The sequence below is a fragment of the Chitinivibrionales bacterium genome, assembly GCA_014728215.1.
Taxonomy (GTDB): Bacteria; Fibrobacterota; Chitinivibrionia; order Chitinivibrionales; family WJKA01; genus WJKA01.
The window spans coordinates 38,125-52,845 of record WJLZ01000202.1 but is presented as its reverse complement, the minus strand read 5'-3'; the positions used below and the strand labels follow the sequence as shown (position 1 = coordinate 52,845).

Below are 14,721 nucleotides of genomic sequence, written 5' to 3'. Positions count from 1 at the left end.
CCCCCACCCTCACCAAGTGAACAAAAAGAAAAGCAGGAGAAGCGGGAAGCAAAACGTATGCTGGAACAGTTTTCGGATGACGAAGATAAACTCAACAAACCAAGAAAAGTCGTACCCATGAAAGGGGGCAAGCCGGAAAAAGACTGGTAGAGAAATTGAGTATTTTAAGGACAATGAACTCCTAGTGGAGTAACTGGAAAATGACGGCTTACGGGATGAAAGAGACATTTCAATTTGTTGAATGGCAATTAAAAGGCAAGACTCTTCGGGGTTCGCTGCACAGCACCGGCAGCAAGGAACAGCCATACGTAGTCTTTTGTCATGGTTTTACTTCGCAGCGCATGGGACCTGAGTATCTTTTTGTTAAATTTTCACGAACTCTTGCCCAACAGGGGATTGCATCACTACGATTTGATTTCAGAGGATGCGGCGAAAGTGACGGCCGGTTTTCGGATATGACATTGTCTACCATGAAGGAAGATCTTTTTTCGGCGATACGATTTATAAAGCAGCACGACCCGAAGGCATCTCTCTTTGTTCTCGGTCATAGCCTGGGCGGCGCTGTTGCAGCTCTCGGCGCAGCGGAAACCAAAGCCCGGGGATTGATTCTTCTTGCCCCAGTTGCCCAACCCCATAAAATTTTTATGGAACGAAAACAGAATGTCGTCGCCGCCGGAGTCAACCAAAACGGTTTTTATGAAAAGGGACCCCACGAAATGGGAATGCATTTTATCGAAGATATGAAAAATCAGAACCCCCTCGAAGCGCTTGCCGGATTCAAAGGCGATCTTATTATTTTTCAGGGCGACGCCGACCCTTCGGTAAGTGTTCGTGAATCGGGTAAGTATACGCATTATGCCCGGCAACAGGGGATCAATGAAGAATATCATCTGCTCCCGAACAACGATCATAATTTCTCAACGGTGGCCGGAGTTAATTTTATCTCAATATCACTCAGTGCATGGATACGTAAGAGGTGCTCATGCGAATAATCATTGCAATGATATTTTTCGCTCTCCTTACGGTGGTCGATTCTTTCGGTGCTGTTTCGGTCTCTGCACAGGCGGAGCGCACCAGGGTTGCTCTCGGGGAGCAGGTAATCGTTACCGTTTCAATTAAAAGCTCAAAGCAGTATAAAAGCCTGCCGGTCCCCAAAATACCCGACAATGAACATTTCACCGTAGCCAAGGTCACTAAAAACTCCTCAGGATTCACTTCGTCAATCCAGATTATTAATGGTAAGATGACTAAAAAAGAAGAGATAATCTATTATCTCCATTATCATTGTGTACCCAAAAAGCCCGGCGCCTTTTCATTTCCATCACTGAATTTTTCGATTGGCGGCACTGTCCATTCGACCGGACCGGTCAAAATTACCGTCACTAAAGATGTTGTCAAAAATCCCGACATGATCGTGCGGCTGATACTGAACAAAAAGGAACTTTACGTTGGCGAGCAGACCCTGCTGATGGTTAAGGTTATGCGAAAAGCCAACTCGGCCGCGGCCTGGACCCAGAGCGGTTTTTCGGATCTTATCGACCGGATCGATAAAGAACTGGGAGCGGTATTTTCCCTGAGCAAACTATACGGTCAGAAACTCGGCCGCGACCAGGAACGGGTAGGCGGAGAAATTTATGAAGTAATCCGTGCCCCCTATGCGGCCTTTCCGCTCAGTACGGGTAGTTTCACAATTAACAGAATACCTTTTGAATTCGTTGAACAGAAACGCATTCAATCTTCACGCCGACGGGACCCGTTCTTTGATGATTTCTTTGACGGGAATTTTTTCGGCTTCGGCACCCGTGTTCAACAGATACCCAAAAGCGTACTCTCAAATTCACTTAACGTTTCCATCAAAAGCATACCGTCAACGCCACCGGACTTTACCGGTTCGGTGGGTAATTTCACCCTCGAAGCATCGGTTGATCCAAAATCGGTTCCCGCGGGTGAAGCGATTACTCTGAAAATTGCCGTTAAAGGAAATTCCCGTCCGGGAAGTATCGGCGAGCCCACAATCCCGACCCTTCCGGAGTTCGAGGTCTTTTCACCGGAAAAACACACCTTTGTCGATACCACATCGCAGAGAATTTATGCCCGGAAAACCTACAAGTATCTTGCTATACCCAATCGGGAAGGCACTGCAGTCATTCCACCGATACGTCTGGTCTATTTTGATCCCGACGCCCGAGCATTTAAAACGACTTCATCCGACACGCTCACTGTTGCAGTTACCAAAGGAAAAGGTAAAAGCAAATCCCGGTCCCGGTATCTGACCCAGGAGGAAATCAGAGAAGTAGGCCGGGATATCCGATATATCAAAACGTCAACTCAACTTCACAACCAACCCGAAAAACCATATAGAAAGCCACTGTTTTTTATTGTATATCCGCTCCCTTTTTTGATAGCGGTATTTTCACTTCTCTTCAGGGTCCAGTCACAACGACAGAAAAACGTCGCCGGTAACCTTAAACAGAAAGCGCTTCGCACAGCACACAAAGAATTGCAAAAAGTATCCCAAACGTCGGGATCGCTTTCCAACGCCGAGGTGCTGGGAAAGATTGCCGGGATAATCGAACGGTATATATCCCATAAATTCGGTTTTCCCGCTACGGGAAAAATGCTCGACGAACTTCGAGCCGAACTGATAAATCGCGGTATCAACTCCGAGATTGTCGATAACTTGACGAGCTTTATCTCATCTCTGGACGAATACCGTTTTGGCGGTGGTTCACTTGATGACAATGCGAAAAACAGTATGATAGAAAAGACACGACAATTTATTGAAGAGCTGGAAAAATCTTCAGCCCGGGCAAAGAAGGGAAAGAAAAATAGCGTGGTACAAAGAGTTTTCCTTATTCTGGCTCTCTTTTGTGCTGCCAACAGTTATGCCGCACCGGTTGAACGATGGGTGCAAAAGGCAAACTCGTTCTACGAGCAGAAAAATTATGACAGTGCGGCAGTATACTACGAAAAAATTATTGAGTCGGGAATCAGTAACAGTGATGTTTATTACAATTTGGGAAACGCCTATTTTCGTCTCCGTCAACTGGGTGAAGCCATTTTGTATTATGAAAAAGCTCACAAGCTGTCACCAGGCGATCCGGATATCACCACAAACATCAAGTTTGCAACAGCCAATATTATCGACCGGGCGCCTGAACCCGAACGGGGATTTCTCGAAACCGTCCTCTGGCGGCTTCATACGGCGCTCTCACTCAACGTCCAGTTATGGCTTATATTCTGGATTCTCCTGCTTCTCAGTATTCTTTTTGCCCTGGGGTTATTTGTTTCCCACAATATCCGCTTGTGGATTATTTATTTGTCGTCATTGCTGATAATAATTGCCCTTATCACCGGTATTTCAACCGGATATAAAATCTATCAGGCCGAAAAGGTCACCTACGCGATTGTTCTTGACCGATCTGTTGATGCTCTTAATCAGCCCAAGGGATCAAAGGTGCTTTTTACTGCCCACGAAGGCATCAAATTCCACATACGTAAAGAGCTGGGCGACTGGGCACTGGTCAGTCTTCCCAACGGCGTATCGGGCTGGGTTGAAAAAGACGGATTGGGGAAAATCTAGCATCCGGTAAGCCGGGGTGTAGCCCACTCCCATTTTTTTTCCGCCCCTACTATCGATATATCAATCCCTCTCCAATCTCACAATTCGAAATAAAATGCCACCAGCGGCTCCAGAACCGAATCGATCGTAAAATCCGTGTGCACATCGGTTTCATCATTTTGGCTGGTTATATCGATTCCAAAGGATATTACCCGTAATCCAGCTCTGAGAAAAAACCTCCTGTGCAGATAAAGGTCCACATTAACCGGTGCACCCATAAAAATGCCGCTTTTAAAAAGATCATCACCAAAACCAAAAGGAATAAAAAAATCTGGGCCGAATGAGAGTACAAAGGGTTTGGATTCGATAAGATGAAAATAAAAACCACATCCTCCAAGAATGCCGAATTCCGTACCGTGCTCATCCATATCCACATTGAATCCGGCTTTGGGGACAACCTCAAAACGACTTGAGGGCATGAGTATCAACGATGGAATAATCTCGAGATCAGCATCGGTGTCGCCATTGTCCCGGACGTTGAGATAGAAATCGACGCCCAGGGACGGTGCAGCCGAAAGCGAACAGGCCAGAGCAAGAAGAAGCATTCCAAGTGCTTTTTTCATAAAACCTCCAGAATAACCGGATAGAGGATACTAACTATTACTCCTGTAAAAATACTTATCGATGGTAGTGGTAAATCCATGAATTTAATATTTTAATTAAAAATTTAAATAATTCCCCGGGAAAGGTGTTGAATCAATGTATATTTTGTATTCGATAACGACGCCGGCCTGATTATGAGAGCAATATTACTACACCGGAAACGATAACCCCTTGAATTATTGGGTAATAGCATGATTACTTTCCATACGCTCATACCCCTTCTGCCCGCCCTGGCAAATCTGTTTATTTTTGCCTATATCTACGGTCAACGACGAAAAACTCCGGTTAGCAAGGCTTTTCTTCTCTTTGCATTCTTTGCTTTTTTTATCGGTATTATCCATTTTCTGCTCTATACTCCCCTCACACCGACTCTTGAAACTATCGTGAAATGTCTTATCACTCCCTTTTTCATCCCCCTGGGCTTTTTATTTCTTAATTTTGTCTTTGCCCTTCTTGGGAAAAAGCCGAATTATTTATACTGGTTTTCGTTGGCGCTCGTTTTTGGAAGTGTCATACTATCGTTTTTCATTCACCCACACAACGACCTTATCAATTTGGGCCTGGAATATAAAGGAGAGCTGTCGTTCGAATATATCCTCCTTATCCTGTTTGCGGTCGAAATCCCCGGCTTGTATGCACTCTTTCTTTGTTATTTCTTTATGCGGAAGAACAGGGGGACCCTGTTTGGAAAACAGCTTGGACTCCTGTTTATTGGCGCGCTATTATCAAGTTTCTGGGGGATATTTTTCGTTATTATCCTGCCTTCCCTATTCAACGTTCCCCGGGCCCTCCACTATTCATCGCTTTCAATTCTGATTCAAATCTATTTTATTTACCATGCAGTATCAAAATATCATCTGCTTTCGGCCAATATCGAACAACTGGAACAATCCTTCAGTGTTTTATTCGAAGATATTGACGACGCCATACTGCTGCTTGATCCTCGGGGTGATGTTCTGCAGGCAAATTCGAGCGCCTGCTCCCTTTTTGGAGAGTCAAAAGATAAAATCACGGTCCGATTACTTCAGGAACGCATAAAGGGATATGAATTTAACCGTCAATACCGGAATGAACCGTTTATCCTCTGGAAAGATACTACGAGCGGACATCTTCTGCTCTCGCAGACTGAAATTGCCACCAAGGGACGCAAACTCGGTATTATCATGCTGGTACGTGATATCAGTGAACAAATCAAGACCGAACAGGAACTTCAGAAGGCGCAGAACCTCGAGGCCCTGGGTCAGTTAACCGGGGGAATTGCTCACGATTTCAACAATTTTCTCGGCGGTATCACCGCCAGTTTCTCACTTGCATTAATGGAGCTTCACGACAACCCCGAAATTGAAGAGATCCTTCGGCAGGGAGAAAAAGCAGCGCTCGATGCGTCGAGCCTTACCAAGCAGCTCCTTGCTTTTGCCAAAGGTGGAATGCCGATCAATGAATCATTTCAAATCGGCGACATTGTTCGTGAAGCCTGCGTTTTTGCCGCCCGGGGGTCAAAAGCGAAACTGGTGTTTGATTTTCCACAACAGGAACTTACCGTCAAGGCCGACAAGGGGCAATTAACACAGGTCTTTCAAAATCTTACGCTCAACTCCGTTCAGGCTATGCCTGAAGGCGGTGTGGTCCGTGTAAAAATCAGGAGCCGTCATGTACAAGAAAATTCGGTGCTTAATCTTCCGGCCGGCCCCTACGTTGAAATCATGATCGAAGATGAAGGTGAGGGAATTCCCGAGGAATTTATCGATAAAGTATTCGAACCCTATTTTACCACAAAAAAACAGGCCTGTGGTCTGGGGTTATCAATGGCTCATTCGATATTGATAAATCACGGCGGCTCCATTTTTGTCTCTTCAGAATCCGGCGTCGGCGCTGTCTTTACCGTGTATATTCCGGAAGAGGGCATGGAAAAACAGCTTGACCAATTACACAAAACAGAACGGGCGACGGGCAACGAAAGACGTATCCTTGTTATGGAAGACGATCATGTTATACGAAATATCCTGAAAAAAATCCTCGAGCGATTCGGCTATAAGGTCGACGCCGCAATTAATGGTGAAGAAGCGCTTGGGATTTATAACAAGCGTAAAGAGGGAAATGAACAGTACTATGTGGTCCTTGCAGATCTTACCATCCCCGGAGGCATGGGAGGAGTAAAGCTTGCCGAAGAACTCCATAAAATCGACCCGGACTTAAAAATTATCATCTGCAGCGGTTACGCCGAAAACGAAGAAATCGCTCAATACCGGAAATTCGGCTTTTTTGCAGCAATCCGGAAACCATATTCACTCGAAAAATTAAGGGCCGCACTCGACTCTGTTTCTGAATAATAAAGGCCTTCTCAGAAAATAAACAGATGATTTGTAACCGCGGTATCATTCAATCGACAAGGATTGCTCTTTGAACGATTATCCGAGTTTTATTCTGAATACAAATTGTATAAATGCCGGACGGCAAAATATTTATCGGCAGCAGCGACGGTCTCCGGCGAGTCCACCGTGCAACCCTGATTCCCCGGCAGGTGAAAAGTGATATAGTCCATGGGGTGTCACCTTCAGCTTTAAACATCAATCGCCCCCGGCACAAATAGATTTCGGGAACTTTTTCAGCCGGCGAGAACGTATTATACTGTACCCCGACCGTTTTTCCTTCCGCCCATAATTCCGTAACATCCGGTGATTCACCCCACGTATGACCGGGAACCCATTGTTCTCCTTCATATTCGTAAGCACCCAGGTCCGGACGACCGATCGCATTGCCGGTTATTCCCGCAATGGCAACACCCGAATCGATTGCCGGGGATTCTTCCTGCAAGCGGTAATCCATATTCACCGTATCAACAAACATCCATTGGGCCTGGTCCTCTGATGCATCAAGATTATTGGCGGTTATGCCCGGATGTTCCTCCCTGTACTTTCTCAACTGTGCGCTCAGAGAAAACACCTCTTTATTCGGGTCCACAAAGGTGTTATTATACATGAAAGTATTATTCGCCGAAAAGGTAAAAAACCTCCGTTGACCACGGTGATTTCGAAAAAAAACATTGTGATGTATGCTACAGTCCCGCCCTCCACGGTGATCGAAATAAACATATGAACCCGGCCCGGTATAAACCTTATGAAACCAATTATACCCGATCTCAATATTGTTTGCAGGAACACTGTCGGCATAAATCGTACCGCCGTCCTGAGAAATGCACATTGCCCCATAGAGATTATTATACATCAGTTTAATATTTGCATCGTATTTGTTCGTCCGGTGGAAATTTATACAGGACCTTCCGCAATTGTAAATCGTGCAATGACTGACTTCATGACCGTTTGAATATTGTCGCGAGTGAGGTTGAGTGAAAAATACGCCGGCCGCATAGGTTCCCCTGTAATCGATTTCATGAATAAGGCAATTGGTGACCGTATTCGCCGTATCGGCAATAATAATTCCACTGGCGGCAGAATAAACAACCGAAGAATTCTTTATTACATTATTGCTGCCCGAGATGTATATACCTCTGTTACCCTTGTATTTATCGGTATTGCTGCCCGAAGCGAGTGCATCGTATCGATAAGTAAACTGAGTAAAATGGCTTACATACCGGAAATGACAATTATCGATTGTGCAATGATGGGATTCCGCCAGAACAGCAGAACCGCCATGAAAACAGAGGTCCGCCAGTTCGATATATTCTCTGGTAGAAAGAAGGGCGACACTGTTTCGCCTTTTAACACTGACCCTCATTTCATCGGGTGTCATCCCCCAGGGCGGCCGGAAATAAAGTGTGTCATTTTGTATCACCCATTCGCCCTCTGTATCCAGAAGCTCCATTACGCCCGAAATAACAGAAGCCCCCGGCCACCGAAAACGGTCGGTTTCCAGAAACAAAATAGTCGTATCGGCAATGTCTGTGGAACGCTTGATCAACCCCGCAGCTCCCCAGAAATTGCCCGGATTCCACAAAAGTGCACCTGTCCAGAAATTTTCGCCCCGGTTACAGATAAAGGGATTAAAAATTTTAATGGGCAGGGTTCCATCGGAAGCCTTATACCACCCCTTTTCATCGTATCCTCCAGCGGAACGAAAATAGGTCGGGTGCAGTAAACTCCGCGGTAAATCGGGCGGCCAACTGCGGTTAAATATCTGACCATCCTTTTCCCCGCTTCCATACCAGCTCATCTGCCAGTCATATTCTTCGTCAATATTGGGATACCGTGCCTCGATCATCATCTCGCCATTCGCAAACACCTGATTGTTCCCCGGTCCCAGATTCCACGCTATCGGTGCTTTGTAAATAGTGCCGGTATGATGTTCCCAGGCGGTGACCGTATCGGTCGTAGTGATAATCACTTTTTCATTGTTGTAGGCTTCAAACCGGATCGGCATCGATTCTGTTCCGGAGGTTTTTGGAATTATCGATTCCTGATAGATACCTCTTCGTAGGTAACAGATATCCCCGGCTTCCATCGAATCGGCCGCGCGGGCAATTGTTCTGAAAGGAGCAGTAAGGGTGCCATCACTGGAATTGCCGCCGCCGGGAGCAACATAATATTCACGGCACTCATTCTGCTGAAAAAATACAAGACATACAACAGGAAACACATAGCTGAACATACATAAAGGCTTAATCAACGACTCTCCCCTGCCTATTGTGCTACAGGTTCCGATGCAAGATCCTGGATATAACGTACTATTCAACTAATATAAGGATTATTACCGGAATATGCTCATTTGATATCGAATTATACATCATCCGATTTCAACAATAACCTCATGTTCCTTACCATCACCAACCGGCGGTAGAATATTTGTATCCATTTTGCGACCATCCATGGTAACACACAGCGCGCCGGTTTCCAGGCCTTTGGGATTCATGATTTTGATGTTGTAGACTGCATTTCGAAATTCTCGGCGCACCGAAATCTCTTTCCATTTACTGTTCAGCACCGGGCGAATCGCAAGGCCGTCATAATCGGCAATAACACCAATCATATACTCATTAATGCATCGGAGAAGCCACCCTGCGGTCCCGGTTGTCCAGGGATTGATCGAATGGCCTGCCCTGCATGGATTTTCGGGACCGAGATACATATTGGTGATAACATAAGGTTCACATCCCGATTTCAGGGAAGGATTTTCGGGATTTGATGGTAAAATCTTTTTTATTGTCTTATAGGCCAATTCACCACGGCCTAATTTACAATCGGCAGCAGCTTTGAAACAGACACCGTGATTGTATACCGAACCGTTTTCATAGGAACCCTTTTCCATATAGGTTATTCGTCCGATATGCTCATTGCTGTCACGACCATTATCAAAACTGGGATAACTCAGCATGTAACCCCAGGGGCATTCCATCTCTTTTTCGACAATATCCATGAGAATCTGTCCCTCCTTGCCTTCCGAAATACCTGCAAGCACGGCCCACGCCTGACATATAAGAAATATCCTGCCGGCGACATTTTCCCTCGAGCCGATTTTCTCGCCATAATCATTGAAACCACAGATAAAATATTCACCATCCCAGGAATATTTCAGTATATTTTCCTGCATTTCATCGGCCTTTACGTTGATATACGTCGCTTTTTCATTGTCACCGGCTCGACTAAGAAGTCCTGCGAATATTCTGGATGACGCCACGGTTGCCAGACTGAGCCAGACGCTTTCTCCTTTGCCCTGTACACCGGCTGCATTGATCGAATCGTTCCAGTCACCTTCGCCCCATAAGCAGAGACCGTGTTCACCCGTTTCATTATAGAGGAATTCATGTCCCCGCATCATATGGTCGAGTACCGAGCCCTTTTCATCGCTCCTTAAATAGGGAATTTCTTCTTTCAGCAAATCAAATTCCCCGGTTTCCTTGATATACTGACACACCGTTTCAGCGATCCATGCCGAACCGTCCCGGTAAAGCCGTTCGTCAAAGGGGATCCACTGACGGGGCGTATTACCGTTTGGATACTGTTTGGTTAAAATATGGAGGATCCGCTCCCTGGCCGTGGAAGGATCGAGGGGAATATAGGCGGCGATATCCTGCATGGAATCCCGAAACCTGAGTCCTGATACCCGGCCAAACGTTTTCCCCAGATTGACCTGTTGTTTCAGCCAAACGCTGCCGAAAGCATTGATATCATCATCAGGGGTGGATATGCAGAAACGTTCACGGTATCGCTGTTTTTTGTTGTGGAGCCTCTGCAGCTCTTCTTCGTAATAGTGTGCAGAAAGCTTCCCGTTGACAATCGAGGGTGCGTTTTTGGGGTCATCAACAAGACCGGCGACAAATCTGAATGTCTTTTTTTCTCCCGGTTCCAGAACGGTATCGTATTGCATGACTGCTGCCATAAGATGATCGAACGACGTGTTCAGGCTTGCCAGTTGTCCATCACCTTCAAGCGTGTCGGGATGAGCATTGGAGCCGTAAACACCCCTGAATCTTCGATTAGTGGTATCATACTTATCAGGTGTAAATTCGGCTGCGAAAAACATGGTTGGAAAAGGAATATTATTCTGTACATTTCTGTTATAATGAAATATTGCATTCATTTCCGGCTCAAAAAAAGCACCATTACATGCCGGAATTCGTATACCGGGAATGGTGCTCTCCATATAGGGATAAAAACTGATATCCCTTTTTGAATCACCCGTATTTTCAATTTCGACACTCCAGCATTCAACAAGACCTTCGGTGGGCACAAAGAGTTTGAATGAGGTACGTATTCCTTTGTGCTTTGAGACTACATTGGAATATCCCACACCGACTTCACAGAAAAATACTTCCCATTTTTCGCGCTTGTAATTCCGGTTTGCAGCCCAGTAGGAGCCATCATTGTTATCCCGAATATAGATAAGCCGGTTATCGGCGCCGCCCGCACAGAACGAACGAGTACCGTCGGGATTCGTATCCCAGCTTCCCCCGATACCGAACTGATCGCAGCAGATAAGAAATCGATCATTGAAAAGGTAATTCCGCCATGGGCGGGGCGGAAACATTGATGTTATTGTATAGGTGGTATAATCATCATTGAAAAATCCCGCTGTATTCATTATAAGGCCTCCTTTTGAGTTTACATTCAGTTTTTCCCCTTGTACTGAATGTATTGCCTTCCCTTCTTCGTGATAACTCTCTTATCATCCTCACGCTGCGTATATCCTTCTGAATCAAAAATATTAATCATGGGAACACATATTTTCCTGTTGCCCTGAATAATATCCCGAAATTCGGCAACCGTAACACCTTCAGGTTTATCTACCAGAGCATTCAGAAGCTTTTCCCTGCATGGATCAACCACTGATGCATGAAGATAAACGCCTTCGGTAAAGTAGATTTTCTCCTGTTTTACCAGGAATCTCAGAATTTGTCGAAGCCATTTCTCTTCAATACCCCTTTTTTCCGCTTCCTTTTCGAGTTCGCTCACTATCGGAACCTTCATACCGGGTTTTTTCATGAAATTTTCGACAAAATTAATCTGGTCTCTTCTCTCGGGAGGAATCGTTGCCTCATGATCTTTCCGTGCCCAGGTATGACGGACCTTCTTGAGCAATCCCTGCTTTTCCAGGTCTTCGAGCATACACCTGACATAGGGTTCCCCTTCAGACCGTATATCGACACCCATCATACCCAGAAGCTCATTGGTTGACAAGCCATTATCTTCCATAGGGTTATGCTTGTGGAACGCATTGATTTTTCTGAGTGCAATTTCTCTGAATTTAACGTGCGTTTCTTTCCCCGCAGCATAGACTGTGTCATTATCGGCGTAAACACTGATCGTTTCTGGCGGATTGTCAAGGAGAATAGCCGCGACATCGGCGGCAGCGACATTTAATACTTCGGCAATTGTTTTATTGCCGACCGGCCCGACATGTTTATTTACCTCGGCGGCAACAAGTTCGGGGAGTTTCCCTTCCGCGATACGACCGATTGCGTCCAGCAGTTTCTGCGGCCGCCGTTTGTGGTGCAACGGTGCAGAATCGATTACTTCCCCCCCACCCAGCGTTATGTCGCTTGAGGTACTCCGGATAACAAACCGGTCTCCGGCCCGTGCGATACAGGGCTCTGGAAGATGAACCTGGGCCAGTGCCGTATCACCGCCCCGCATATTGTCTTTGTCAATAAGATGAATGCGTACCTGGCTCTCGTAGGTCCCCAGGATAAAGATCGAATGAGTCCAGAGATTGAAGAGCCGGCTGAACTCAAAAAGTCGCAACTTGACATCAAGAAGCATCGTAGGACGCAAGGGGCGATCGGAAATAACCATCCCCCGCTGAAATTCTTCTCGATTTAATCCTACAAGATTTAATGATGCACGGTCACCGGCACGGGCAGACTCGACTTCCTGCTCATGCCGTTCGATTCTTCGAACACGGAGCTCCTTTTCTCCTGGAACTAAATATGCTTTGCTTTCCCTGTGAATAATGCCGCTTAACGCCGAACCGGTAACGACCGTACCGAAACCGCTCACCGTAAAAATCCGGTCGATAAACATCCGGAAAATCTCACCGGCCAGCCGTTCGTGTATTGTTGCTGCTATGGTTTCGATACCTTCTTTGATCTCATCGATTCCCTTACCGGTTTTCGACGAAACACCGATAACAGGCGCATTGGCGAGAAAAGTGCCTTCCACAAATTCCGACACCTCCTCTTTTGCCAGTTCATACACCTCTTCATCCACCAGATCAATCTTTGTCAAGGCAATCAGGCCTTTTGATATTCCGAGAACTTCCATTATCTGAAGATGCTCTCTGGTTTGAGGCATGATACCACTGTCGGCAGCAACCACCATGAGCGCAAAATCGATACCGCATGCGCCACTTACCATTGTATGCACAAAATTCTTGTGCCCGGGTACATCGACAATGCCGACAGAGTCGCCGTTTGCCAAATCGAGATGAGCAAAACCCAGATTGATTGTTATTCCACGACGTTTTTCATCTTTATGCGTATCACATTCAATGCCGGTCAGAACCCTGACAAGGGCCGTTTTTCCATGGTCGATATGACCGGCGGTTCCCATAATCAGATGTTTTGGCATGCTAACAACCTTCCGGCTTCCTGAACAACCGATGTGAGTGCCCCGGCAATGTACTCGATTTCATCATCACCAACCGTCAACATATCAAGAATAACCCTGCCTTCCCTGAGTACGCCCAGTACCGGATGATCGAGGCGTAACAGAGAATCAAAAATATGTTCGGAGAATTTTTCTTTTTCTCTGGATGTTTTTCCCTGCGGAAAGAGTGCAACGGCTGCGCTGTCGAATGTGGCGTCCGGAAGCGATCCACCGCCGGCCTGACCGGTGCTTGGAATGATTTCGGAGGATACGCCCTTGGTTTCGAGGGCCAGAACAAATTTTTCGGCCCTTGTTTCAATCGCCTCTTTGCTCATCGTAAACATTGTAAAAGCGGGATTTCGAGCGAGTAGCCGTTCATCACTGAGATAATTTCTGCATGCACTGGTCAAGGCGGCAATAGTTAACTTTCCTACCCGCAGCGCACGCATGAGCGGCGCTTTTTTCAAGACTGAAACGAGTTCCGACTTGCCGGCGATTACTCCGCCCTGCGGTCCACCAAGGAGTTTATCACAACTGAAACAGACCAGATCAACGCCTGCAGCAAGGGCGTCGCTGACATCAGGCTCCTTCTCCACCGGCCCGCAGGAGGGCTTTCTCAGAAGCCCCGAACCGATGTCATACACAAAGGGCACTCCCTTACTGTGTGCAAAGGAAGCCAGCCCGGTAAGTGACGCCTCTTCGGTAAAACCGGTTACCGCATAGTTCGAGCGATGGGCTTTGAAAATTAAAGCCGTCTCCGGAGATAACGCCTGTTCATAATCGGAAAGGCGAGTCCTGTTTGTGGTACCGACCTCAATCATCTTTGCCCCGCCTGCGGCCATGATCTCGGGTATACGGAACGAACCGCCGATCTCGATTAATTCGCCACGGGATATAATCACCTCTTTATTCTTTGCAAAGGTACTCAACACCAGTATGAGTCCTGCCGCATTATTGTTGACAACAATCGCATCCTCCGCGCCGGTTAAATAGGAGAACAACCCGGAAAGATGATCGTTTCGGTTTCCGCGCCGTCCTTTGTAAAGATCGAACTCAACATTCGAATACCCCGCGACAATCGGTGCAATGTCTTCAAGAACCGCTTTCCCCAGAGGCGCGCGGCCGATATTCGTGTGGAGAATGACCCCGGTAGCATTGACAACCGGTTTCAGGGACGGCGATGCTATTGTGCGGACACGGTCGATAATTCGAGTAATAATTGAACCCGGCGAAGGAACGTTTTTACCTGCGCGGAGAGTATCTCTCAATTCTCCTACCACAATGCGGGCAGCATAGAGCACAAGGTCTCTGCCGTATTCGGGAATTGTCTCTTTCAATTCAGAGGAATTCAGCAGAGAATCGATGCTGGGAATGTTGCGGAAATTATTCATATTAGAATTCACAATAAAATTATTCATCCTAATCAAAAACAGTGTTACTATCAGGAAGATGATCCGG

General features: G+C 46.4%; 8 protein-coding genes. 3 read left to right on the top strand and 5 right to left on the bottom strand.

Features of this window, described 5'->3' with window-relative positions:
* Window positions 1–200 precede the first annotated feature (200 nt).
* Entirely contained in the window at window positions 201–992 is a 792-nt protein-coding gene (locus tag GF401_18540; GenBank protein MBD3347057.1) for an alpha/beta fold hydrolase, read from the top strand.
* Window positions 983–3,583, top strand: coding sequence for a tetratricopeptide repeat protein (locus tag GF401_18535; protein MBD3347056.1), 2,601 nt, complete (start codon window positions 983–985; stop codon window positions 3,581–3,583). Before GF401_18540 ends, GF401_18535 begins: the two co-directional genes overlap by 10 nt.
* A gap of 77 nt (window positions 3,584–3,660) precedes the next feature.
* Here GF401_18535 and GF401_18530 read toward each other — a convergent pair whose 3' ends face one another.
* Entirely contained in the window at window positions 3,661–4,185 is a 525-nt protein-coding gene (locus GF401_18530; protein MBD3347055.1) for a hypothetical protein, read from the bottom strand.
* A 231-nt stretch (window positions 4,186–4,416) separates the two neighbouring features.
* Here GF401_18530 and GF401_18525 point away from each other — a divergent pair, with 231 nt between their 5' ends.
* Entirely contained in the window at window positions 4,417–6,555 is a 2,139-nt protein-coding gene (locus GF401_18525) for a response regulator (GenBank protein MBD3347054.1), read from the top strand.
* Between the two features lie 49 nt (window positions 6,556–6,604).
* On the opposite strand, the gene GF401_18520 is transcribed toward GF401_18525, so the two are convergent.
* From GF401_18520 to selA, 4 genes are all read right to left on the bottom strand, one after another.
* Window positions 6,605–8,848 (bottom strand): hypothetical protein, encoded by a 2,244-nt coding sequence (locus GF401_18520; protein ID MBD3347053.1) that lies wholly within the window; start codon window positions 8,846–8,848, stop codon window positions 6,605–6,607.
* A gap of 117 nt (window positions 8,849–8,965) precedes the next feature.
* Complete coding sequence (locus GF401_18515; GenBank protein ID MBD3347052.1) at window positions 8,966–11,260, bottom strand: hypothetical protein; 2,295 nt, start codon at window positions 11,258–11,260, stop codon at window positions 8,966–8,968.
* A gap of 26 nt (window positions 11,261–11,286) precedes the next feature.
* Complete coding sequence (selB, locus tag GF401_18510) at window positions 11,287–13,245, bottom strand: selenocysteine-specific translation elongation factor (GenBank protein MBD3347051.1); 1,959 nt, start codon at window positions 13,243–13,245, stop codon at window positions 11,287–11,289.
* Complete coding sequence (gene selA, locus GF401_18505) at window positions 13,230–14,681, bottom strand: L-seryl-tRNA(Sec) selenium transferase (GenBank protein ID MBD3347050.1); 1,452 nt, start codon at window positions 14,679–14,681, stop codon at window positions 13,230–13,232. Before selA ends, selB begins: the two co-directional genes overlap by 16 nt.
* Between the last annotated feature and the right edge of the window lie 40 nt (window positions 14,682–14,721).